Annotated in this window: 20 protein-coding genes; 8 read left to right on the forward strand and 12 right to left on the reverse strand. The window is 63.3% G+C overall.

What is annotated here, in order from left to right:
• Window position 1 precedes the first annotated feature (1 nt).
• Window positions 2–1,456 carry a siroheme synthase CysG gene (gene cysG, locus RLO07_RS16505; protein ID WP_462293239.1) on the forward strand — a complete coding sequence of 485 codons (1,455 nt, stop codon included), beginning with the start codon at window positions 2–4 and terminating at the stop codon, window positions 1,454–1,456.
• On the opposite strand, the gene RLO07_RS16510 is transcribed toward cysG, so the two are convergent.
• The 4 genes from RLO07_RS16510 to RLO07_RS16525 form a co-directional block, all read right to left on the reverse strand.
• On the reverse strand, window positions 1,433–2,020 hold the full coding sequence (locus RLO07_RS16510; RefSeq protein WP_462293240.1) for a DUF938 domain-containing protein: 588 nt from the start codon (window positions 2,018–2,020) through the stop codon (window positions 1,433–1,435). The two genes, cysG and RLO07_RS16510, sit on opposite strands and share 24 nt — an antisense overlap.
• Before the next feature lie 72 nt (window positions 2,021–2,092).
• The gene (locus RLO07_RS16515) at window positions 2,093–2,491 is read right to left on the reverse strand and encodes a VanZ family protein (RefSeq protein ID WP_462293241.1); all 399 of its coding nucleotides are present in this window, start codon (window positions 2,489–2,491) and stop codon (window positions 2,093–2,095) included.
• 12 nt (window positions 2,492–2,503) lie between these two features.
• Window positions 2,504–3,208, reverse strand: coding sequence for a PAS domain-containing protein (locus RLO07_RS16520; protein ID WP_462293242.1), 705 nt, complete (start codon window positions 3,206–3,208; stop codon window positions 2,504–2,506).
• A gap of 26 nt (window positions 3,209–3,234) precedes the next feature.
• Window positions 3,235–5,370, reverse strand: coding sequence for a carboxy terminal-processing peptidase (locus RLO07_RS16525; protein WP_462293243.1), 2,136 nt, complete (start codon window positions 5,368–5,370; stop codon window positions 3,235–3,237).
• 197 nt (window positions 5,371–5,567) lie between these two features.
• Here RLO07_RS16525 and RLO07_RS16530 point away from each other — a divergent pair, with 197 nt between their 5' ends.
• Window positions 5,568–7,298 (forward strand): potassium/proton antiporter, encoded by a 1,731-nt coding sequence (locus RLO07_RS16530; RefSeq protein ID WP_462293244.1) that lies wholly within the window; start codon window positions 5,568–5,570, stop codon window positions 7,296–7,298.
• 1 nt (window position 7,299) lies between these two features.
• On the opposite strand, the gene RLO07_RS16535 is transcribed toward RLO07_RS16530, so the two are convergent.
• Entirely contained in the window at window positions 7,300–8,826 is a 1,527-nt protein-coding gene (locus RLO07_RS16535; protein ID WP_462293245.1) for a 4-hydroxyphenylacetate 3-hydroxylase family protein, read from the reverse strand.
• An 84-nt stretch (window positions 8,827–8,910) separates the two neighbouring features.
• Complete coding sequence (locus tag RLO07_RS16540; RefSeq protein WP_462293246.1) at window positions 8,911–9,831, reverse strand: cation diffusion facilitator family transporter; 921 nt, start codon at window positions 9,829–9,831, stop codon at window positions 8,911–8,913.
• A 509-nt stretch (window positions 9,832–10,340) separates the two neighbouring features.
• Between RLO07_RS16540 and glgC the strand changes: the two genes are divergently transcribed.
• Window positions 10,341–11,609: a glucose-1-phosphate adenylyltransferase gene (gene glgC, locus RLO07_RS16545; RefSeq protein ID WP_462293247.1), complete on the forward strand. Its 1,269-nt coding sequence runs from the start codon at window positions 10,341–10,343 to the stop codon at window positions 11,607–11,609.
• Between the two features lie 118 nt (window positions 11,610–11,727).
• On the forward strand, window positions 11,728–12,645 hold the full coding sequence (rimK, locus tag RLO07_RS16550) for a 30S ribosomal protein S6--L-glutamate ligase (RefSeq protein WP_462293248.1): 918 nt from the start codon (window positions 11,728–11,730) through the stop codon (window positions 12,643–12,645).
• A 15-nt stretch (window positions 12,646–12,660) separates the two neighbouring features.
• Here the strand turns inward: rimK and RLO07_RS16555 are convergent, their stop codons facing one another.
• Window positions 12,661–13,293, reverse strand: a complete 633-nt coding sequence (locus RLO07_RS16555; protein ID WP_462293249.1) for a trimeric intracellular cation channel family protein — start codon at window positions 13,291–13,293, stop codon at window positions 12,661–12,663.
• A gap of 165 nt (window positions 13,294–13,458) precedes the next feature.
• Between RLO07_RS16555 and RLO07_RS16560 the strand changes: the two genes are divergently transcribed.
• The gene (locus tag RLO07_RS16560; protein ID WP_462293250.1) at window positions 13,459–15,699 is read left to right on the forward strand and encodes a fatty acid cis/trans isomerase; all 2,241 of its coding nucleotides are present in this window, start codon (window positions 13,459–13,461) and stop codon (window positions 15,697–15,699) included.
• Window positions 15,700–15,728: 29 nt separating this feature from the next.
• Here RLO07_RS16560 and sohB read toward each other — a convergent pair whose 3' ends face one another.
• Genes sohB through RLO07_RS16585 form a run of 5 tightly spaced genes read right to left on the reverse strand, consistent with a single transcriptional unit; the run spans window position 15,729 to window position 19,580 of the window.
• A complete protein-coding gene (gene sohB, locus RLO07_RS16565; RefSeq protein ID WP_462293251.1) occupies window positions 15,729–16,784 on the reverse strand; it encodes a protease SohB in 1,056 nt (351 codons plus the stop codon).
• 5 nt (window positions 16,785–16,789) lie between these two features.
• Window positions 16,790–17,608 (reverse strand): NAD(+) diphosphatase, encoded by an 819-nt coding sequence (nudC, locus tag RLO07_RS16570; RefSeq protein ID WP_462293252.1) that lies wholly within the window; start codon window positions 17,606–17,608, stop codon window positions 16,790–16,792.
• On the reverse strand, window positions 17,605–18,330 hold the full coding sequence (gene dnaQ, locus RLO07_RS16575; protein WP_462293253.1) for a DNA polymerase III subunit epsilon: 726 nt from the start codon (window positions 18,328–18,330) through the stop codon (window positions 17,605–17,607). Before dnaQ ends, nudC begins: the two co-directional genes overlap by 4 nt.
• A gap of 24 nt (window positions 18,331–18,354) precedes the next feature.
• The gene (rnhA, locus tag RLO07_RS16580; RefSeq protein ID WP_462293254.1) at window positions 18,355–18,786 is read right to left on the reverse strand and encodes a ribonuclease HI; all 432 of its coding nucleotides are present in this window, start codon (window positions 18,784–18,786) and stop codon (window positions 18,355–18,357) included.
• Window positions 18,783–19,580 (reverse strand): class I SAM-dependent methyltransferase, encoded by a 798-nt coding sequence (locus tag RLO07_RS16585; protein ID WP_462293255.1) that lies wholly within the window; start codon window positions 19,578–19,580, stop codon window positions 18,783–18,785. Before RLO07_RS16585 ends, rnhA begins: the two co-directional genes overlap by 4 nt.
• A 42-nt stretch (window positions 19,581–19,622) precedes the next feature.
• Between RLO07_RS16585 and gloB the strand changes: the two genes are divergently transcribed.
• The 3 genes from gloB to RLO07_RS16600 are packed head-to-tail and all read left to right on the forward strand — an operon-like array spanning window position 19,623 to window position 22,907.
• Window positions 19,623–20,405, forward strand: a complete 783-nt coding sequence (gene gloB / locus RLO07_RS16590; protein WP_462293256.1) for a hydroxyacylglutathione hydrolase — start codon at window positions 19,623–19,625, stop codon at window positions 20,403–20,405.
• Window positions 20,406–20,464: 59 nt separating this feature from the next.
• Window positions 20,465–21,772 (forward strand): LysM peptidoglycan-binding domain-containing protein, encoded by a 1,308-nt coding sequence (locus tag RLO07_RS16595; RefSeq protein WP_462293257.1) that lies wholly within the window; start codon window positions 20,465–20,467, stop codon window positions 21,770–21,772.
• Window positions 21,756–22,907, forward strand: a complete 1,152-nt coding sequence (locus tag RLO07_RS16600) for a class I SAM-dependent methyltransferase (RefSeq protein ID WP_462293258.1) — start codon at window positions 21,756–21,758, stop codon at window positions 22,905–22,907. Before RLO07_RS16595 ends, RLO07_RS16600 begins: the two co-directional genes overlap by 17 nt.
• Window positions 22,908–22,939 lie beyond the last annotated feature (32 nt).

A 22,939-nucleotide genomic window follows, 5' to 3' on the forward strand; every position in this document is an offset into this window, starting at 1 on the left:
CATGGAAACCCTGCCGCTGTTCCTCAAGCTCGATGGTGTCCCGGTGTTGTTGGTGGGCGGCGGCGAGATCGGCACCCGCAAGGCGCGCTTGCTGGCGGCAGCGGGGGCGCTGATCACGGTGGTGGCGCCAGCCATCAGTGATGAGCTGGCAGCGCTCTTGGGTCTGCCGGAAGGTGTACAGCCGGATGAGCGTGCCCACCACCGCTGGATCCGCGGCCCCTATAACGGGCCAGAGCAACTGCAGGGCGCACGCCTGGTGGTGGTCGCCACCCCCGACCGGGCACTCAATGCGGAAATTTCCGCCGCTGCCAGGACCGCCGGTATGCTGGTCAATGTGGTGGACTCACCGGAATTGTGCAGCTTCATCTTCCCCGCGATCGTGGATCGCTCGCCCCTTGTCATTGCGATCGGCAGCAACGGTGGCAGCCCGGTGCTGGCGCGGCAGGTGCGCCGGCGCATCGAGGCCATGGTCCCCGCCGCCTACGGCAGGCTGGCGCAGTTTGCCCGCAGTCTGCGCTCGACCGTGGCCCGGGCGCTGCCCGATGTAGAACACCGGCGTCGGTTCTGGGAGCAGGTCATTGACGGCCCCATTGCCGGCAAGGTACTCGCAGGCAGGGAAGGGGAGGCGCGAGCATCTCTGGGGCAGTTACTGGCACTGCAGCAGCGCAACCCGAAAAGCCTGAACCAGGGCGAGGTCTACCTCATCGGCGCAGGCCCGGGAGACCCGGACCTGATGACGTTCAAGGCGCTGCGGCTGCTACAGGCAGCGGATGTGGTATTGTACGATCGCCTGGTCAACCCGGCGATTATCGACCTGGCGCGACGGGATGCGGAACGCATCTATGTCGGCAAGCAGCGCTCGCAACACAGCGTGCCGCAGCCGGATATCAATCAGCAGTTGCTGGACCTGGCGCGGCAGGGCAGGCGGGTGGCACGCCTGAAGGGCGGCGACCCCTTCATTTTTGGCCGCGGCGGCGAAGAGATCGAGCTGCTGGCCCGGCACCATATTCCCTTCCAGGTGGTACCCGGGATCACCGCCGCCAGCGGCGCCGCCTGCTATGCGGGGATTCCGCTCACGCACCGCAATCATGCCCAGTCAGTGCGCTTCGTTGCCGGCCACCTCAAGGACAACCGGTTGCAGCACCGCTGGAATGAATTCCAGTCGCCCAGCGAAACCCTGGTGTTCTACATGGGATTGGCGGGCCTGGAAGAGATCTGCTCGCAGCTGGTTGCCCACGGGCGTGATCCGGACACACCGGTAGCGGTCATAGAGCGGGCGACGTTACCCGAGCAGAGAGTGTTGACGGGCAGCCTGGCAAGTATTGCCGGCGTGGTGGCGAAGTCCAGACCTTCCGCCCACACCCTGATTATCGTGGGCGATGTGGTGCGCCTGCAGGGGGAACTGGACTGGTTCGGTGCAACAGATCCGGGCTCAGGTTCGGCGCCAGACCAGTAGCCGGTTATTGGCCGGCATGGCGTTGTCTGCAGCCAGGATAAAGCCCGACAGGGCCGCCAGCTCCAGCAGATCCTCGATATCCCTGATACCCATGTGCGCTGCGCGACTGCGAAGATGCTGATCAAAGGCCCGGTTGCTGTCGCTGGTGAAGCTTCCCCCATAATTGAAAGGGCCATAGAGACAGAACGGGGCCCCCTCCGGCAGGATGGCGGCAAGCCCCTGGAACATGGCTTGCACTTCCGGCCAGCCCATGATGTGCGCCGTGTTGGCAGAGAAGGCGGCATCGGCGGCCACCAGCGGCCAGTTGCTGGCCGCGACATCCAGTGCCAGCGGCGGCAGAACGTTGGCCAGAGCAGCCTCGCGCAAACGCTCCTCGCAATCAGCGGCCGATGGGTGATTCGTGGGCTGCCACTGCAGGTGCGGTAGCTGCGTCGCCAAATATTCGACATGCTGCCCGGTACCGCTGCCAATCTCCAGGACCAGTCCCGGTTCGACAAGAACGTCCCGCAAGCATTCAAAGATGGGCTGCTTGTTGTTCTCACACGCCTGGGAGTAGGGTTTCATCGGTCACCTGTGAAGGAGCGTATTGGCTGCGGTTCGCGCCGTCCCAAGTTAACATATCGCACAGCTGATTCCTCAGCCTGGTGACCCATGGCGCCGGAGCAAGTACAGGCCCAGAGCGACACCGGCAGCGGCACCTGCGGCATCAGCGACGACGTCCCAGACATCCGCGCTGCGCCCGGGAATATACCCCTGCAGCCATTCGGTACTCCCGCCCAATACCAGCAGGCCGACGGACAGGGGCAGGATCTGCAGGTTTCGGGTCAGCCAGCCGAGGACGATAAAACAGCCGCAGACAGCGAACATCCCGGCGTGCATCAGTTTGTCGACATGCGAATAACCGACAACTGTCGCGCCTTCCGGCCAGGGCAGCCAACTGGTCAACAGCTCCAGCTGGTCCCCGGTCAACAGCAGTGCAAGCACGGTCCCCGACAATGCGAGCACCGAGAAGATCCGGTAGCGGAGGCGTGGCAAGCGAGTGCAACCCTATAGCGGTCGACGGTCGAACCGGGGGAACCCCGGCAAATCATCCGACATGACTGGAAAAATGGATTGCCGGGCGGGCACCAGTTCATCGGCACAGCTACGGTAAATGGCCGTTCGCAGTGCGCCCGCTGTACTGTAGCCCGTGCCGGCCGCCAGCTCATCGAGGATAGACCGCACCCGGCTGGTAGAGATGCCATGTTCAGCGGCGATCTGGTGCAGGGGATTGCCGCTGATGAAATCCTCGAACAACTGCAGGGTCTGCAGGGTCCAGCGAGCTCCAAGCGAGTCCGTGATGTGCCCGTCCTGGTCGGCCCGGACCAGGCTCCGATTGAAGGGGTCCTCAATATTGGCCAGGTAGACGACATAACCAACTGCCAGCTTCACCACATTCAGGATTCCCCGAAACATGCGTCCCGCGGGGGTCAACAGCCAGACCCAGGCGGTGGCATTGCCGTACAGTCTGGCGGCATCCTCCAGCAAGCCACCAACAGGATCCTTCTGCATGGGACTGGTTCTGCGCCAGCCTGCAGGCAGCACCAAGGCCATGTCCTCGCGCTGGGCCAGCTCCGACAGGGTCTTGCCCCGCGCCTGCTCCATGGTGACACCATTCAGGCGCAGGCCCGCGGGCGACATCGATACGATTCGCAGGTCTTCGTCCAGCCGGGTGACCGGCATCAATTCCCCCAACCCCTCAGCCCAATCCATGGTCAACTCCACCCTGTCGAGAATACCTAGTCCTCTTGCCCGCCTCTCGGGCTGTGCTGGGCAAAGCGCTGTTGCCGCAGGAGGAGGGCATCCACCAGAACATTGCCCGCTTCCGTCAACAGGACATCCGGGCGCTTGTCAACGGAGTCGGCGGCGTCCTCATCAAGCTCTTCATCTTCCTCAAGGAAGTCATCTTCCAGGTCTGTGAGCAACTCCTCGCCGAGCGCGGCGCGACGCCGATTCTCGATGGCAAGGGCCTTGCGTTCCTGTTCTTCACGCATCGCGATACGGGTTTCTTCATTGAGCGGCAGGGTCTTGATGGCGCGGGCTTCCTCCGCCAGTTCGACCTGCTCCTCAAGGAACACAAACTCCGGGTCCTGGTGGCTGCGACTGCGGAACAGCCGGGTGATCTCGGGAATCACCGAGGTAATGTCGTCGTAGCGACGGTGCCGCACCGGGTTGATCTGGTCCCAGCTCAGGGCGTGATCCAGCGCGCTCTCGCCGATCTGCTCAGGATCGAAGAGGGAGGGGAACAGTACATCCGGAACCACGCCACGATGCTGGGTGCTTTCGCCGGAAATGCGGTAGAACTTGGACTCGGTCAATTTCAGCTGCCCCTCGGTCAGGGGCACCATGGTCTGCACGGTACCTTTGCCGAAGGAGCGGTCACCGACAATAATGCCACGCTGGTAATCCTGAATGGCGCCGGCAAAGATTTCCGAGGCGGATGCGCTGAGCCGGTTGATCAGTACGACCAGCGGGCCATCGTAGTAGGGCGTGCGCGCCCGCTTGCCATCGCGCCAGACGCGCCGCGACGAGTGGCGGATCTGTACCGTCGGACCGTATTCGATGAACAGGCCGGTCAGCTCATTGGCCTCCTGCAGGGAGCCACCGCCATTGTGGCGCAGGTCGATGACGATCCCGTCAACTCCCTCTTCCTGCAACTCATCAAGCAGCTTGCGCACATCCCGGGTGGTACTCTTGTAGTCATCGTCGCCGCGGCGCATGGCATCAAAGTCGATGTAAAAGGCCGGAATATCGATGACACCGATTTTCATCATGTCGTCGCCCGCGGGCACTTCGATGATCTCCTTCTGCGCCGACTGTTCCTCTAGCTTGACCTGATTGCGGACTATGGTGATTTCGCGGCGGATATCGGTGGCGGGGGACTTGGCCGGAATCACCTGCAGACGCACGGTGGAGCCTTTGGGGCCGCGAATCAGTTCCACCACCTCGTCCAGGCGCCAGCCGACCACATCCTCGAAATCGCCATCCTCGCCCTGGGCGACAGCGGTAATCCGGTCCGAGGGGCGCAACTCGCCCTGTTTGTCCGCGGGGCCCGCCGCCACCAGGCGCGCCACCTTGGTGTATTCGTCTTCTATCTGCAGCACTGCGCCAATGCCCTCCAGGGACAGGCTCATGTTGATGTTGAAGTTCTCGGAGCGACGCGGGGACAGATAGTTGGTGTGGGGGTCATAGAGCTCGGTCAGGGCATTGGCGTAGATCTGGAAGACGTCCTGATGGTTGTACTGTTTGACCCGCTTGAGCTGATTGCTGTAACGCTTGACCAGCGTCGGCACGATTTCCTGCTCGTCCTTTTCCGCGAGGCGCAGGCTCAAGACCTGGTTCTTCAGATGCCGGCGCCAGCGATCGTCGAGCTCGGCATCATCCGCGGCCCAGGGGCGGGACTTGCCGTCGAGGAGGTAGTCCTCGTCGGCGGTAAAATCCATTTCCGCAACCCTCGTCTCAAGCGTATGCACAATGGTCGAGAGCCGCGCCTCAAGGCGCTTCTGGAAGCGGTTGAAGATGGCGAAGCCCGCCTCCAGGTTGCCCGCATGCAGCTCCTCATCCATGCTCTGCCGGTAGCGCTCGAATTCGGCCAGGTCGGTGGCGGTGAAAAACATCCTGCCGCCATCGAGGCTGTCGATGTAATTGTCCAGGTGCATGGATGACAGATGATCATCGTATTTGAGTTTGGCGTAGTGGCGTTGCTCCAACTGCTCTATCAGCTCGACTACGGTTTCCCGCTGGCTGTCGGTATAGGTGATATAGCTGAAGGCGGGGACGGAGGCGGTGGCCAGCAGCAGCGCACCGACAAGGGTAACGAGGGCTGCAGGGAGCCAGCTCCGGCGGTTGGCTGGGCGTACAATGGCTGTGGTCAATGAAAATACCTCCGCTTGTTATCACGATCCAGTGTAACGCGCCGTCGTCGCCGCTCCAATAAGTGATCGCAGCGATTGCGCAATTCAGTCAGACTACTTCAGCGGGGATACGTTCCCCCCCCCCAGCACGCTGGCTTGTCGGGGTTCGAGTTAGTGTAGTATTGCCTTTTCGCTACAGGACAGCCACATTTGACGCCATGCTACCCGCAGCAATCACCAACTCGCTGATCTTCTGGGGTGCCCTGCTGGCGCTGCTGTGCGTTGTGGCGAGTGGGTTGTCGCGGCGGGTGGGCGCCCCGGTACTGCTGGTATTCCTGGTGCTGGGCATGTTGGCCGGAGAGGAGGGCGTCGGCGGCATCCGCTTCGACAACGTGAGCCAGGCATTCCTGTTCGGCAGCCTGGCGCTGGCCATCATAATTTTCGACGGCGGCCAGGGTGCACGCAAGGACACGTTCCGGGTCAGTCTCGGCCCCGCCCTGTCCCTGGCCACTGTGGGTGTTCTGGTCACGGCGGGCATCACCGGCCTGGCCGCGAAGCTGGTCTTGAACCTGCCCTGGCTCGAGGCCATGCTCATAGGCGCCATCGTTGGCTCCACCGATGCAGCGGCGGTGTTCGGCCTGCTGCGATCAGCCGGCCTGCGACTCAAGGAGCGAACCAGCGCCACGCTGGAGATCGAGTCCGGCAGCAACGATCCGATGGCCATTTTCCTGACCATCACCCTGGTGGAACTGCTGGTGCTGCGCGCCGCCAGTCCGGGCCTCGAGATTCTCGGAGCCTTTGCCGAACAAATGGGCCTGGGCCTCGCGATCGGCTTTGCCGGCGGCTATTTACTGGTATTGCTGCTCAAGCGGCTGGTACTGCCGGTGTCCATGTACCCACTACTGGCGCTGGCGGGAGGCATGAGTGTCTTCGGCATCAGCAACCTGTGGGGCGGCAGCGGCTTCCTGGCGATCTATCTGGTGGGAATACTGGTCGGAAATGCCTCCTTGCCCCACGCCAAGGACATTCGCCGTTTTCACGACGGCATCGCCTGGCTGGCGCAGATCGGCATGTTCCTGATGCTGGGGCTGCTGATTACACCCAGCAGCCTGATACCCCTGGTGTTGCCCGGCCTGGGCATCGCGCTGGCCCTGATCCTGGTAGCGCGACCGGTGGCAGTACTGCTGGCCCTGCTGCCATTCCACTTTCCCTGGCGGGAGCAGGTCTTCATCAGCTGGTGCGGCCTGCGCGGCGCCGTACCCATTATCCTCGCGTTGTTTCCCTCCCTGGCGGGGCTGGAGCTGGCGGATACCTTCTTCGAACTGGCTTTTTTCGTGGTTCTCGTGTCGCTGGTGTTGCAGGGTTGGACTATCGCCCCCATCGCTCGCTGGCTGGGTATCGAAGTACCGCCGGTGCTGGAGGAACCAGAGCACCTGGTATTGAAAATACCGGATGACCAGGAAAAGGAGCTGCTGGTGTATCGGGCGGTGGTCGGCAGCCCGGCCATCGGCACCCAGGTGGCGCGCCTGCCACTGTCCGGGGGTGCCCAGCTGGTGGGGCTGGTACGCCAGGGGGTACTGCTGCAGGAATGGCAGCAGCAGACGATACAGGACGCGGATCACGTCATGGTACTGGGGACCGACGGCGGCACTCCGGCGCTGGCGCGGCTGTTTACCCCGACCGCGAGCCGCACTGACCGCGAGCGCGAGGTTGCGGATTTCTTTGGCAGCTTCGTACTCAAGCCCGACGCGCGTCTCGCGGACCTGTCACAGATGTACGGCTTCGAAGTGCCCGAGCCGCTGCGTGCCCTGACCGTGGCAGAGTTCATCAACCGCCAGTTCCACCAGAAGCCGGTGGTCGGTGACCGGGTCTCCCTGGGGCACGTGCAGTTCGTGGTGAAGAAACTCGACGGCGAGCGCATCGCCACCGTCGGCTTGAAGCTGGGCTGAGTCAGCGCGCTGCTGCGTCCGTGGCGATGATCTCGATACCCGCAAGCTCTTGCGCGTAGCCTTTTTTCCGTTCCAGTTCCATGCCCCGCAGGATCTGGATGCGCTGGGCCTGGGGCGAGCCGGCCCCGTGCAGGGACTCGGTCAGGTAACCCACTGCGTTACGACCCAGGGTCATGTTCTCGATCAGGCGCAGTATGCGGGTGCGGCTTTCGACCGGAATATCAGGCCGGCCCTGGAAATATTTGCGCAGCATTGGACCGGTCTCTTCCTGCTCGAAATCCGCCTGCGAGGGCAGGGTGACCATCAGGCCGCCCGCCAAATCCTGGGCCAGACGGGAAATCTCGTAGGGAAAGCGGGTGACGTTGTGCTTGCAGACGTTGGCCAGCATTTCATCGTTCATATAGATACCGGAAGCCAGCTGCTGCGCCTCGTGGGAGGAAGCGATGGCGGAGGAGTAGATGGTCTCGTTGAGGTGGGTCATTTCCACCAGCTTGTCCTTGATATGGCTGGCAGCATCGGCGCCGTTGTACTCGGCGATCGCGGCTGCGGCGCCTACCATCACGTCCCCGAGCCCGGTCTTGCAGACATAGCTGGCGCGATGGTACGCGGTGAGCCGCGCCACCATCGGCTGCGCGAACTCGTATTCGCCGTCCAACAATACGTGCTCCCAGGGAATGAACACATTGTCGAACACCACCAGGGTCTCCTGCCCGCCGTAGCGGGCGTTGCCCTTGTCGATATCGCCGGCTTCCAGGGCGCGGGTATCGCAGGATTGGCGGCCGTAGATATAGGTCAGGCCCTCGGCATCGCCGGGCACCATGCCCACCACCGCGTAGTCCCGGTCCGCCGCTGTCATGTTCATGGTCGGCATGATGCAGATCCAGTGACTGTTGAGACCACCGGTCATGTGGGCCTTGGCCCCGGTGACGTAAAGCCCGCGATCATTGCGTGCGGTTACATGCAGAAACAGGTCGGGGTCCGCCTGCTCGTGGGGCCGCTTGCTGCGGTCTCCCTTGGGATCCGTCATGCCGGCACCGATAATCACGTTGTTGCACTGGGCCTCGCGCATGAAGTCGAGATAGCGCTGGTGATAGGGCGTGCCGTGCTTCTGGTCGATATCCCAGGTAATGGAGTGCAATACGCTGATGGTATCCAGGCCTGCACAGCGCTGGAAGCAGGTACCGGTGAGCTGGCCCATGCGGCGCTGCATCCGGTTTTTCAGTACCAGGTCCTGTGGTGACTCGACAATGTGCAGGAACCGGTTGACCCGCGCATTGACCAGAGGGGAATGCGCCGTTGCCAGCTCCGGGTCTGCAATTGCGAGGTCGTAGGTCGCCTGCAAGGCGTTGATGGAAGGCCTGATGATCGGGTGGTCCACGGGCTCTGCAATTTTCTCGCCGAAAAGGTACACGCAGACACCGCGGTTGCGCAGGCTGGCGACATATTCCTCACCTGTGCTGATCGGGCTGAACCGGCCCCAGCGCTGCGCAGCAGTTTCTTCCCGGCGAGTGGGCAAGGGTGCATTCATGGCATCAACTCCTGTCAGTTTTCTATGCAATTTTTTGCAGCTGTGTAAAGTACGCGAACGCCCTTGCCCGGAATGGCGGCAGGGTCAGTCAGCCAGCGCCGGATCGCGGACAAACAACATATCCATGACAATCTCGGGCCGCCAGGATTTCAGTGCCGCCTCACTGCGATGGCGAATGACATCGAGATCGGCGACAGAATTGATACGAAAATCCTCACTGACAACCACGTGGACGAGCAGGTAGGTATTGCGACCACGTTTGGTAACCCGCACCTCAACCAGGTCGGTTGCCACGTCGGCGAGGGAGGCCAGCAGCTGCTCCTCGATGTCGTTGACCAGCGGTTCTGGAGGCGCCATCCACAATATTTCCCGCATGCTGTCGCGAAGAATCCCCAGCGGCACGGGCAGCGCTACAAGCACTATGGCGATCAGCAGCAGCGGGTCGACCACCGGAGCGTACTGGGCCCAGGCGGCACCTTCCAGCAACCAGGCAAACAGGAACCCGGCAAACACCGCGGCACTGAGCAGGCCATCCACCAGCCAGGTCCGGGATTCGACGGCTACCAGGTCGGAGCGAGTCTGGCGCCCTGCGCGGGCCATCAACCAGGCGACCAGCAGGCAGCCAACCGTGGCAGCGGCACCGTAGATCGTGGCCAGGCCGTATTCCGCCGGATTGCCACCAAGCATCAGCCGCTTGACTGCCTCAATGCAGGCCCAGGTGCAGGCAACCAGGATAAAAAGCGCCTTGAACAGGTTGAGGGCCGGTTCCATGGAGGTATAGCCAAAGTGGAAACGGTCATCATCTGGCCGCTCAGCCAGACGGGCAACCTTGAGCGTCAGTAACGCCACGCAAAACGCGATCAGCGAGTAGATACCGTCGAACAATATAGCGTCCGAGCGCGTGATCAATGCGAATGTCAGCGCCAGTGCAATGAAACCCAGGGAACCTACAAGCGCCCAGCGCAGGGCGCGTTGTTCACTGTGAATGTGGAGTTTGTGGCTCATGATGACAATCAGCTATACGAAATGTGAAGAGGGAGGCCGACATCATGGCCCTGGGAAGCGCGCCCGGCAAGCAGCCTGTGCATAACTGTGTGCCCAAATCCTTTACTTAACATAATATATATTATGCGCATATGTGGATTCTTTGCGGAAGGCTATTCAGTGTACTAATCTCAACTCGATTGACGCGGGTCAACGCAGCCCATGCCCCTTGGCGTTACTCTGACAGAACCGAATTGGCGCGGCGGCTTGTTGATCCTGTCAGTCGTGCGCAAGGAGCCATACCATGCAGCAGGCCAGATTGAGCAACCACAGCGGATCTGCTTCCGACCCGGATCGCGCAAGCGCTCGGAGACGTACCGGCAGTGCGCGGCGCTGGAAAATATGGGCGCAGCAGGCTGCCGCGGGGAAACGTCCCTGCTTTGCCAGTGAGCAGCGGTTTACCTGCAGCGAAGAGAACTGCCCCTGGCGCGAAGAATGCCGAGACCTGCGGGCCGAATGGCACCGCTAGGGTGAGCTTTCATTTCCCGGAGCGTTTCGTCAGCGCGATGACGCGCGACACCCTGGCGCTGATTCTGGCCGGAGGCCGCGGCTCCCGACTGGGTGGCCTGACCACCGAGCGGGCCAAGCCCGCGGTTCCCTTCGGCGGCAACATGCGCATCATCGACTTCACCCTGTCCAACTGCGTCAACTCCGGCGTGCGCCGGATCGGTGTATTGACCCAGTACAAGGCCCACTCCCTGATTCGTCACCTGAGCCTGGGCTGGGGCTTTATGCGCGGCGAGCTGGGGGAGTTCGTGGAGCTGCTACCGGCCCAGCAGCGCACCGGTGGGGGCTGGTACAGCGGTACCGCCGATGCGGTATTCCAGAATATCGACATCATCCACGCCCACGACCCCCGGTTCGTGCTGATCCTGGGTGGCGACCATATCTACAAGATGGATTACGGCGCCCTCCTCGCCACCCACGTGGAGAACCAGGCCGATGTCACGGTCGCCTGCATGGAGGTGCCGCTGGCGGATGCCAGCGCCTTTGGGGTCATGGAAGTTGACCCCGACGGTCGCGTACGTGGATTTGAAGAAAAGCCCGCGACGCCCCAAGGCATACCGCAACAACCGGACTACGCCCTGGCCTCCATGGGTATCTACGTGTTTACCGTCGACTATCTGCTGGATTGTCTGCGCCGTGACAACCTGGATGAAAAGTCCGGGCACGACTTTGGCAAGGACATCCTGCCGCGTGCGGTACAACAGGACAGAGTCTATGCGTCCCCATTTCGGGACCCCAAGACTGGCGCCCGGGCCTACTGGCGCGACGTGGGCACGCTGGACAGCTACTGGTCTGCCAACATGGAGCTGATCGGCGTGGTACCAGAGCTGGACCTGTTTGACACCCAGTGGCCCATTCGCACGCACCAGATCCAGGCGCCGCCGGCGAAGTTTGTGTTTGACGATGAGGGCCGCCGGGGCATGGCGGTGGATTCGATGGTTGCGAACGGCTGTATCGTATCCGGGGCCCTGGTACGCCACTCGGTGTTGTTTTCTCAAGTCCGGCTGGGAGAGTCCGCCAGGGTGACGGACTCGGTTCTGCTGCCCCGGGTGGTGATCGGGCCCGACTGCCACATTCACAAGGCAGTGATTGAAACCGGCTGCCAACTGGCGGCGGGGACTGTCATCGGATTTGACCCGGAGCAGGATCGGCGCCGCTTCGAGGTCTCCCCCGGCGGGGTGACCCTGGTGACGCCCGAAATGCTGCAACAGAACCTGGACTATATCCGCTAGCCACAGCTGTCTCGCTCCACCGCCGGGCGCCCACCGCCATGGGAGTTTGTGTAAAACGCCTCCATACCAGCTATGATGCGCGTTGCAGTCACTTCCATTCCAGCTCCAGGGACACTCTATGAAGATCGGCATTCTGTCACGCAACCGCAGACTCTATTCCACCCGTCGCCTGCTGGAAGCGGCGACCGCGCGGGGGCACGACGTGCGGGTTATCGATGTGCTCAAGTGTTACATGAATATCACTGCCAACGATCCCACGGTGACCTACCAGCACTCCGCGGAAAAGGTGGAGGCCCTGGATTTCGAGGCGGTTATCCCGCGGATCGGCGCCAGCATCACCTCTTACGGCTGTGCGGTGTTACGCCAGTTCGAGGTTGGTCAGGTGTATTCACTGAACGAATCGATTGCCATCACCCGCTCACGGGACAAGCTGCGCGCCCACCAGCTGCTGGCCCGGCGCGGTATCGGCCAACCGGTCACCAGTTACGCCCACTCTGCGAGGGCCACGGACAAGCTGATCGAATCCGTTGGCGGCGCGCCGCTGATTCTCAAGCTGACCGAAAGTACCCACGGTAACGGCGTGCTGCTGGCGGAGACCAAAAAAGCTGCAGAGGCCCTGATCAATGCTTTCCGCGGGATCGGCTCCGATTTCCTGGTGCAGGAATTCATCAAGGAGGCCGGCGGCTCGGACATCCGCTGTTTCGTGGTCGGGGAAAAAGTGATTGCCGCCATGCAGCGCAAGGCGGTGAAAGGCGAATATCGCTCCAACCTGCACCGCGGCGGTACCGCGGAGGTGATCAAGCTGACTCCCGAGGAACGACGCCTGGCCCTGAAGGCGGCCCGGGTCATGGGACTGGACCTGGCCGGGGTGGACATCCTGCGCTCGGCTCACGGTCCGCTGGTCATTGAGGTGAACTCGTCGCCGGGCCTGGAGGGCATTGAGAAAGCCACTGGCATCGACATCGCCGGCAAGATCATCGAATACATAGAAAAGGACTCCCAGGCCGGACCCAACAAGCCCACCGGCAAGGGCTGAAGCAATGCGCCCCGCTCAGGACTCCTGCCCGCCGCGGGGACGATACTTGGGCAGGCGCAGGTCAAACAGGATGGCTGCGCCCCGCAGCGCAAAGGCAGCGGCCACCGCCAGCGGCAGGGCTATACCCTGCCCCCAGTCCTGCGCGGCCAGCACCACATAGCTGACCGCACCCAGTGCCGCCGCGGTCACATAGATATCCGGCTCCAGCAGCACCGGCGGTCGTCCCAGCAATCCGTCCCGGATCAGCGAGCCAAAAGTGGCGGTCATCATGCCCATGCCAATGGCCACCAGTAGCGGGGCATCCCAGGCCAGGGCTTTCTGAGTGCCCAGCACGCTGAACAGCGCCAGGCCCAGGGCGTCCGCCCACAACAGGACGGTGCGCAGGGACTCGAACAAGTGCGCCAGAAACCAGGTGGCAACGCTGGCACCGATACAGACCCAGAGATAGGCGATATTGCCGATCCAGAAGACCTCCCCGGTCTGCAGCAGGAGATCGCGCACCGTGCCACCGCCGATGCCGGTGATGGTGCCAAACAGCACGAAACCGAGGATATCGAGGCGTTTTTCCGCAGCCGCCAGCGCCCCACTGATGGCAAATACCGCAACCCCCAGCAGGTCCAGGGTAAAGATGATGGTGTCGATGCTCATGCCGATTCCTTGTCGCGGTTCAGGTTGTTGCGTGGCGAGTGGGCCTGAATAGTATGCGTGTTATCATGTTGGAGACCAATGCCCGGCCGGATCCGCACCCGTTGTTGTCCCCGGTCATTGCCGCCAATCTGACGTGGAGCACGTGTGAATCCAGGGAACAACCCAGTGGTCGTTGCAGTCCTGTTGCTGCTGCTGTCCGCTACCGGGTCGGCGGATGACACGGCGCAAAGGGCGCAGGAGATCCTGGCCCAGCGCTGCGTCGTCTGCCACGCCTGCTACGACGCTCCCTGCCAGCTCAAGCTGGAAGCCCACGAGGGGCTGTCCCGGGGCGCCAGCAAGACCCTGGTCTACGACTCCACCCGGCTGCTGGCCGGCGATCTGACCCGCCTGTTCGACGATGCCCACAGCCCTCGGGAGTGGCGCGACAAGGGCTTTTTCCCGGTACTCGATGCGAACACTCCACAGCAGGGCGTCATGCGGCGAATACTGGAACTCAAGCAGGCCAATCCACTGCCCAGCACCGGCGCCCTGCCCGACGGCTTCGATTTCGATCTGCACCGCGACCAGCAGTGCCCCAAGCCCGGCGAGTTCGACCGCTTCGCCCGCGACTATCCGTTGTGGGGGATGCCCTATGGACTGCCGGGACTGCAGCCGGAAGAGCACGCAATCCTCGGGCGCTGGCTGGATGCGGGCGCCCCGCCGCTGGCCCCGGAACCGCTGCCAGACGCAGTGGCAACCGAGGTGACAGCCTGGGAGAGCTTCCTCAATGCCCCCGATAACAAGTCCCGGCTGATGGCACGCTATGTGTACGAGCACCTGTTCCTGGCTACCCTGCACCTGGAGAACCGCGACAATCCGCACTGGTTCCGACTGGTACGCTCCAGCACGGCGCCCGGAGAACCGGTCGAGATCATCGCTACCCGGCGTCCCTTCGATGACCCCGGGTACAGCGACTTCTACTACCGGTTGCAGCGCATGCCCGTGGTCGTGGCCCGCAAGAGCCACCAACCCTATCGCTTCGACCGTGCACGCAGGGACTGGTACCGGGATCTGTTCCTGGCACCGGAGTACGAAGTCCCCGCCCTCCCCGGCTACGCTGAGGAAACCGCCGGCAACCCGTTCCTCAACTTCGCCGCTATCCCGGTAAGGGCCCGCTACCGCTTCCTGCTGGAGGACGCGGAATTCACCATCATGAATTTCATCAAGGGGCCGGTGTGCCGTGGCCAGATTGCCCTGAACGTCATCGACGACAGGTTCTGGGTAATGTTCCTTGACCCGGATCAGCTGGAACCGGAGCTTGACGGCCCGTTCCTGGAACAGGAGAGCCACAACCTGCGCCTGCCCACCGCCACCAGCGGCAGCGTCATCGACCTGCTTGACTGGCGCCGCTACGCCCGTGCCCACAAACGCTACATGCGGGCCAAGGACAAGCACCTGCGCGAGCAGTACGCCCAGCAAGGGCGCAAACCGGGCCTTGAGGCCATCTGGGACGGCGACGGCGACAACCCCAACGCCGCACTAACCATCTTCCGCCACGTCGACACCGCCTCGGTGGTCAAGGGCTTTGTCGGCGATACTCCCAAGACCGCCTGGGTCATCACCTATTCCCTGCTGGAGCGCATCCACTATCTGCTGGTGGCCAACTTTGACGTCTTCGGCGCCGTCTCCCATCAGCTCGAGTCGCGTCTGTACATGGATTTCCTGCGCATGGAGGGGGAGCTGAACCTGCTCCTGTTCCTGCCCGCGGACCAGCGTCAGGAACTCTGGGACCACTGGTACCGGGGTGCACCCGACGCCGTCCGCGAACACCAGTTCATCCGCAGCGAGAGTATCCAGCTCGAGAGCCCCCTTGATTACCAGAGCGAGGACCCGAAGGCGGAATTCCTCGGCTGGATGCGACAGCGCATCCACGCTGCCGGCGCCGCCAATTTCGACTACCGCCACAGCGCCAGCCCTGCCATGGCCGCGGCCTTCGACCGCCTGGTGGCAGCCCGCGGCAAGCACAACCGCTTCCTGCCCGCAGTCAGCTTCATCCATGTGATTGGCAGCCAGCGGGACGAGGCCTACACGCTGCTGCATGACGCCGGCTACAGCAATATTGCCCAGCTGTTCCGCGAGGACGAGCGCAGATTGCCGGAAGAAGATGGGCTGACGGTCGTGGCCGGGATTATCGGCTCACATCCCAACCAGTTTTTCCAGATCCATGAGAAGCAGGTACCGCTGTTCGTGGCGGATATCCTCGCCCTGCGCACGGACGAGGACATGGCGCTGCTGCGCTATCGCTACGGGGTACGGCGCAATTCCCCCTGGTTCTGGTCGGTCAGCGACCGCCTGCACACTCTGCAGCGAGAACAGGATTCGCGGGCGGCGGGGGTATTTGACTACAATCGCTACCACGGTTATTGACCGGGCTGCTGCAGGATCGCCGGCGCCGCTCAGGCATGAGGGCCGCGGTTGTGTTGCCAGAGCTTCAGCAGCCCGCGCTCCACCGCGCCCTCGGCGGCCATGCCCAGCTTTTCCTGCCAGGCCTTCTTCTCTACGAATTTGACTTCGAAGACGTCGCGATCCCGCAGCTGTTCCTGCACAAAGGCGTCGCTGGTCTGGAGCGCATCCACCAGGCCGATGTCGAGCGCATCGCGACCGTACCAGATCTCCCCGGTAGCCACCTTGTCGATATCCAGCGCGGGCCGGTTTTCGGCCACAAAGGCCTTGAACAGGCCGTGGGTAATCTCCAGGTCCTCGATGAACTTCTCCCGGCCCTTGTCGGTATTCTCGCCGAACAGGGTCAGGGTGCGCTTGTATTCACCGGCCGTGAGCAGCTCGAAATCGATGTCGTGCTTCTTCAACAGACGGTGAAAATTGGGTAGCTGGGCCAATACCCCGATGGAGCCCAGCACCGCAAAGGGTGCAGCGATAATTCGCTGCCCGACGCAGGCCATCATGTAGCCACCGCTGGCTGCGACCTTGTCCACGGCCACGGTCAGCTGGGCCCCGGCATCGGTTATGCGCTTGAGCTGGCTGGCTGCCAGGCCATAGCCATGCACCAGGCCACCGGGGCTTTCCAGCCGCAGCAGGATCTCGTCACCCTCCTCCAGCTGCGGCAACACCGCGGATATCTCCTCCCGCAGCTGATCTGTAGCACTGGCCCTGATGTCACCGTCATAATCCATTATAAACAGACGCTTGCGATTACTTTCTGATGCTGTTTCCCGACCCTTGAGGCGTTTCTTCGCCGCCTTGGCGGCAGCTTTGTCGGCTTTGTGACGGGCCTTGAGTTCGGCCTTGTGAACCTCCGGACCCGCTATCGTCTCGCGCATGGTGTCGCCCACCTGCTGGTAGCGATCATTGAGCTTGTTGATTTCCATGTGCCCCTTCCGCTCCGACTTGTGCCGCTGGCTCAAGGCGACCATACCGCTGACGACCAACAGGATGGCGGCAACGACAGTGACGGCCCGGGCCAGAAACAGCCCATATTCGTAAAGATATTCCAAAAGGGTTACTCCCGTGTCAGTTCGTTGATGTAGTGGCGAATGAGTTGTCCTGCAATCGAGCTCGGGGGCGGCACCTGGGGCAGGTCGCTGAAGTGGTACCAACCCGCGTCGGCGATCTCCGCGGGTTCGCAGACAATCTGGCCGCCGGCATACTGCGCGAAGAAACCCAGCATCAATTGGCTCGGAAACGGCCAGGACTGGGAACCGAAGTAGCGCAGCCCGCGCACCTCCACCCCGACCTCTTCCCGCACCTCCCGATGCAGGGTGTCCTCCGCGCTCTCACCGGCTTCGATGAATCCTGCCAGGGTGCTGTACATGTTGCCCGGGAAGTTGGCATTGCGAGCCAGCAGCAATTCCTCCCCGCGGGTAACCAGCACGATGACACAGGGGTTGATGCGCGGATAGTTGACCGTGCCGCAGGGGCCGCAGCGCATGGCCCGCTCCACGAGGTCGACGGTCATGGCGGCGCCGCAGCGGCCACAGAACTGGTGATCGCGCTCCCAGGCCAGCAACTGGGCGGCCCGGCCAGCGAGGGCAAAAAGGCCATCGTCGATGCGGCCGAGCAACTGATACAGATTGCCGCGGGCAAAGCGCATGGGATCAGGCTCAATACCGGCGTCAATCTCCACTGCGTAGCAGGGACGACCGTGCCAGTAACCGAGGAACTGCTCACGCATCACCACCCAGCCCATGGCCCGCAGCTCCTCCCGCTGCAGCAGCGGGTCGCGGCTGCTCATGTCGGTAACCACCTGGCCGCGCTGGAACACCAGATGCAGGGCGTCCTCCACAGAGGCCGGAGGCCGATTGTCGGGTTTGAAACTCATGTCCGCACCACCTCCCGCCACAGCACCTTGCCGCCGCTGGCGCCGGCGATTGCCTCCAGCTGGGCCTCATGGGCGGCCAGATCTTCGGCACTGGCCCTGGGCACGACCAGCGCCGGTCGCTGGGCCGGCAAGCGCCGGATGCCCTCGCTGCGGCCACTGCCGTCGCTCTCTCCCGGCCCGTGATCCGCCAACTGGAAGGCGGTCTGGCCTCCCGTCATTGCCAGATACACGTCGGCCAGGATCTCGGCATCCAGCAGAGCCCCGTGCAGGTCGCGCTGGGAGTTGTCCACGGTGTAACGGTTGCAGAGCGCGTCCAGATTGTTGCGCTGTCCCGGGTGTCGGGCCCGGGCCATGAGCAGTGTGTCGGTCACCGGGCACAGGACCTCCAGGCCCGGATGGCGTTCATCAAGACGCCGCAGTTCCGCGTCCAGGAAGCCGATATCGAAGGGGGCATTGTGTATCACCAGCTCGGCACCGCGGACGAAATCGAGAAATTCCGCGGCTACCTGCGCAAACAGGGGCTTGTCGGCGAGGAATTCACTGGTGATGCCATGTACTTCGATGGCGCCCTGGTCAATGTCGCGCTGGGGATTGATATAACGGTGGAAGTGGTTGCCGGTCAGGCGCCGGTTCACCAGTTCGACACAGCCGATTTCAATGATCCGGTGGCCCTGGTTGACCTCCAGGCCGGTCGTTTCCGTGTCCAGTACAATCAGTCTCACAGGTACTCCTCGTTGTCGCCGGGCCTAAAGTTCATCGATGCCCCTGTTGGCCAGCTGGTCGGCAATGTCGTTCTCCCGGTGGCCACTGTGGCCCTTGACCCAGTGCCACTTGATCCGGTGGCGCTGGCTCTGCTCATCCAGCGCCTGCCACAGGTCGACATTTTTGACCGGTAGCCTTGAAGCCGTTTTCCAGCCTTTCTGCTTCCAGTTGGGCAGCCACCTGGTGATGCCGTCGCGCACATAGGCGGAATCGGTGGTCAGCGTGACCTCGCAGGGTTCCTTCAGGGCCCGCAGGGACTCGATTGCCGCCTGCAATTCCATACGGTTGTTGGTGGTGTGGGCTTCCCCGCCAAAGAGTTGCCGCTCGCGCCCATTGCAGCGCAGCAACGCGCCCCAGCCACCCGGTCCCGGATTGCCGCGGCAGGCGCCGTCGGTAAAGATCTCCACATGCTTCACGCGGCGTGGTCACCCTGGCGCGGGGTTGGTGCCGGGTTCGGCACTGCCAGCCCGATCAGGCGGGTGCCACGGCGGGCCCGCTGTACGGGCCGGGTGGCACCGCCGACCTGCTTGATGGCGCGAATCAGATAAACATCACCCAGCGGCAAGCGGTGGCGTTCACTCCAGCGATTGATGGTGGCGGCCTGACGACCGATCCGGCCTTCGCCCGGCACCGGCAGCGGGCTCAGGTAGTGGGCGGACTCCGCCTCGCAACCGAGCAGCCGCAGCCAGTCCAGCAGGCGGGTGCAGCCCACCGGCCGGTGGCTCTGCCACAGCGGGTTGCCACCCAGCCCCCGCAGGCGATGCACTGCTCCCAGCAGGCTCCAGGGATTGAAGCCAATCAGCAGTAGCTGGCCGTTGGGCGTCAGGACCCGCTGCAACTCGCGCAGTACCCGGTGCGGCTGCGCGGTGAAGTCCAGGCAGTGATGGGCAATGACCACGTCGACGCTGTCGCTCTCCAGGGGCAGCTCATCGTGCTCCGCAACAACGGTTACACTGTGGCCGGGGCGCGGCGCGGCATAGGCTCGATGGCGAATCCGGCTGTTGCCAAACAGGGGCTGCTGGCGAACATGGCCGACCTGGAGCAGATGGTAGCCGAAGGCGGTCTCCAGTATGGGCTCGAGGGCGGCCTGCACGGCAGCCCGCAGATTACTCCCCGCCGCAGTTGCATACCAGGATTCCAGTTCGTCCGAAATGTCGCTACACTCGCCCATTGTCTCCAGCGGCCGGCTATCGGCTCGTTGTGTGTCCAAGCGGGCATGTTACTGCATTTCAGGGGGTTTTGAACGTTATCCATGCTGGCAATCGAAGCAGTACCGGCCTTCAGCGACAATTATATCTGGCTCCTGCGCGACAGCGGCAGCCGGCGCTGCTTTGTGGTCGATCCCGGCGACGCCGCCCCCGTGCTGGCGGTGCTGGCGCGGGACCAGCTCGAACTCGCTGGCGTCCTGATCACCCATCACCACTTCGACCACGTCGGCGGCCTCCCGGATCTGGTCGCCCACAGTGACCCCGTGGTCTATGGTCCGCGCAATCCGGCTATCGCCGGCATCACCCGGCCACTGCAAGCTGGGGCCAGGGTCACGGTGCTGGACCATGAGTTCACGGTCATGGCGGTGCCCGGACATACGCTGGATCACATTGCCTATTACCATGCCGGCAGCGATCGGCAGCCGCCCCTGCTGTTCTGCGGAGATACCCTCTTCGCCGGGGGGTGTGGGCGCATCTTCGAGGGCACGGCCCCGCAGATGTACGCTTCGCTGGCTGCCCTCGCTGCCCTGCCCGGCGCCACCCGCGTGTACTGTGCCCACGAATACACCCAGGCCAACCTGCGCTTTGCCCGGGCGGCAGAACCCGACAACGAAGACCTCATCCGGCGCGAAGCGGAAGTCGCTGCCACGCGGGAACGCGGTGCCCCCACGGTACCCTCGGAGCTGGCGCAGGAACGGGCCACCAATCCATTCCTGCGCTGCGAGGAGCCCGCTCTTGTGGCTGCACTTCGACGTCAGGGCAAATGGCACGGGGAGAAGCCTGCAGAGGTCTTTGCCGCCCTTCGGTCCTGGAAGGACGAATTTTGATTTTTTCAAATATAAACAATTACCTATATAGGATACTGCTAGTAATTTCGAGCTTTTTCGTGATCGCCGGCTGCCAGGTCCTGCCCTCCGATGACGCCGTTGACAGCGCCCGGGAGACGACTGCGAGCAGTCAGTTGCAGCGCAGAGGCGCCCCGCTTACCCGTACCCTGCGCTCCCCGACACCGGAGCAGATCAATCCCGACGACCTGTGGGCACGCCTGCGCAGCGGCATGCAGTGGGACATACCCGACAACCGCCAGGTGCGGGAAGCCAGGGCCCATTACCTGGCGCAGGAACGCTATTTCGACACCATCACCGAACGCGGGGCACTCTACCTGCACTACATCGTGGAGGAAATCGAGCGCCGCGACATGCCTCTGGAACTGGCGCTGCTACCCCTGGTGGAAAGCGCTCTCGATCCCTTTGCGCTTTCCTCGCAACAGGCGATGGGCCTGTGGCAGATCATGCCTGCAACCGGGCGCAACCTGGGGCTCGACAGCGACTGGTGGTACGACGGCCGTCGCGACCTGCGGCAATCCACCACCGCGGCCTTGGACTACCTGCAGTACCTGCACGACAACCTGGATGGAGACTGGCTGCTCGCCGTCGCTGCCTACAATGGAGGGGTGGGCCGTGTTGGCCGCGCGATCATGGGCAACAGCGCCCACGGTCGACGCACCGATTTCTGGTCCCTGCCGCTGCCCGCGGAAACCCGCAACTACGTCCCTCGCCTGTTGGCACTCAGCAGCCTTGTCGGAGAGCCGGATGCCTGGGAACTCGCGCTGCCGCCGCTGGCCAACGCGCCCGCGTTTGTGCCCGTGCCTACCGGCGGCCAGATTGAACTGGCGCGGGCGGCGGAGCTGGCCGATGTCGAGCTGCCTGTGCTGCAGGCACTCAACCCCGGCCACCTGCGCTGGGCCACGTCTCCCGGCGTCACCGAGCTGCTGCTGCCGCCGGAAAGGGCGGACGTGTTCCGCGCCCGTCTCGCCTCCCTCAGTCCGGACGAACGGGTCAGCTGGCGGCACTACCGGGTCAAACGCGGAGATTCACTGTCGCGGATAGCCCGGACATTCAGTACCCGGGTCGACCTGTTGCGGGAAGCCAACGACATCCAGGGCAGCCTGATCCGCGAAGGGGCGACCCTGCTGATTCCCCGGGGGGATTACGCAGCCGCCACGCTGGCTGCCAACAGTGGCGCTGCGCAGATCCAACCCCGGGACTACAAAGTGCGCCGCGGAGATTCCCTGTATCGTATTGCCCGGCGGTTCAAGGTCAAGGTTGAGGACCTCATCGCCTGGAACGCGCTCAATCCGCGGGGCACAATCTATCCGGGCCAGCAGTTGACCATGTATGTCCGCGGCGGCTGATCCCGGCGCCGCGAGCATTTGCGACACTCCGTTCGGACCGTTCCAGCTACAACGTTACCCAGCCCGCAAACAGGAGCTGTTGCGGGCCTGGTGCGGGGCCGATTTGTTGTTGCTGGATACGGTTGCCGAACAACCCCTGCCGGGGTCCACGCTCATTGTCAACGACGACTACGGCGCCCTGTCCCTGCCCCTGATTGCGACAGGTGCTGCCTGCACCCTGTGGACGGATTCTGCTCTTGCAGCCCGCGCGCTGACGGAGAATGCCCGAACCAACAACACCCCGGCGCCGGCACTGGTCTGGAGTACCGACCTCCCCCCCGCGGGTGCGGCACTGGCGCTGCTGCGAATCCCGAAGCAGAAAGCCCTGCTGGAATACCAGCTGGCACAGCTTGCCCGGGTCCTCCCCGCCGGGGCCACGCTGCTGGCGGCGGGAATGGACAAGCACCTGCCTGCCGGAGTGGACAACCTCATCAACCGCTACATCGGCCCCTGTGACAGATTGCGCGGGCGGTACAAGGCCCATGCCTGGCGGGCGCAGCGCGGAGCGCAGACGGCAGGGACCATGCCTGAGCCCCTAAGCAGCTACCTTTGCGAGCCGCTGGGCGCCGCGCTGCGCTCTCTGCCCAATGTCTTCAGCCGCGAGAGTCTCGACCCTGGCACTCGCCTCCTGCTGCAACAACTGTCGCAACTGCAGCCGGTAGCGAGAGCGGTAGACCTCGCCTGCGGCAACGGTGTCATCGGCCTGTTCGCTCTGCAGCGCGGCCTGGCCCGGGAGCTGTGGTTTTGCGATGAGTCCGCCCACGCCATCGCCTCTGCACGACTCAACCTCGAAACCGTGTTGCCCGAGCGGATGCCGGAAACCCATTTTTTCCACGGCGACGGCCTCCGGGACTGGAACGCTCCCGCACCCGACCTTGTCCTGTGCAATCCACCGTTCCATCTCCAGCATACAGTGGATGACTATGCGGGCAGGCGCCTGCTCAGCCAGGCGGCGGCGGTGCTGGCCCCGGGCGGCCAGCTGTGCCTGGTCGCCAATCGCCACCTCGACTACCGGCGCACACTGGAACATGGCTTCCGCCAGCAGCGGGTCCTCGCCCAGGACCGCAGGTTTCGCATCTACCTGGCCAGCCGCTAAGCCCGGGTATGATTTGTTGGCCGGCACCGGGA

This window comes from Haliea sp. (genome assembly GCF_040221975.1).
In the GTDB taxonomy this organism is placed as follows: Bacteria; Pseudomonadota; Gammaproteobacteria; order Pseudomonadales; family Halieaceae; genus Haliea.

What these genes read in the sequence shown, in the direction of transcription:
- cysG (WP_462293239.1), top strand. Translation starts at nt 2, where the DNA reads ATGGAAACCCTGCCGCTGTTCCTCAAGCTCGATGGTGTCCCGGTGTTG.
- RLO07_RS16510 (WP_462293240.1), bottom strand. Translation starts at nt 2,020, where the DNA reads ATGAAACCCTACTCCCAGGCGTGTGAGAACAACAAGCAGCCCATCTTT.
- RLO07_RS16520 (WP_462293242.1), bottom strand. Translation starts at nt 3,208, where the DNA reads ATGGATTGGGCTGAGGGGTTGGGGGAATTGATGCCGGTCACCCGGCTG.
- RLO07_RS16530 (WP_462293244.1), top strand. Translation starts at nt 5,568, where the DNA reads ATGCTACCCGCAGCAATCACCAACTCGCTGATCTTCTGGGGTGCCCTG.
- RLO07_RS16535 (WP_462293245.1), bottom strand. Translation starts at nt 8,826, where the DNA reads ATGAATGCACCCTTGCCCACTCGCCGGGAAGAAACTGCTGCGCAGCGC.
- RLO07_RS16540 (WP_462293246.1), bottom strand. Translation starts at nt 9,831, where the DNA reads ATGAGCCACAAACTCCACATTCACAGTGAACAACGCGCCCTGCGCTGG.
- rimK (WP_462293248.1), top strand. Translation starts at nt 11,728, where the DNA reads ATGAAGATCGGCATTCTGTCACGCAACCGCAGACTCTATTCCACCCGT.
- RLO07_RS16555 (WP_462293249.1), bottom strand. Translation starts at nt 13,293, where the DNA reads ATGAGCATCGACACCATCATCTTTACCCTGGACCTGCTGGGGGTTGCG.
- nudC (WP_462293252.1), bottom strand. Translation starts at nt 17,608, where the DNA reads ATGAGTTTCAAACCCGACAATCGGCCTCCGGCCTCTGTGGAGGACGCC.
- gloB (WP_462293256.1), top strand. Translation starts at nt 19,623, where the DNA reads ATGCTGGCAATCGAAGCAGTACCGGCCTTCAGCGACAATTATATCTGG.
- RLO07_RS16600 (WP_462293258.1), top strand. Translation starts at nt 21,756, where the DNA reads ATGTCCGCGGCGGCTGATCCCGGCGCCGCGAGCATTTGCGACACTCCG.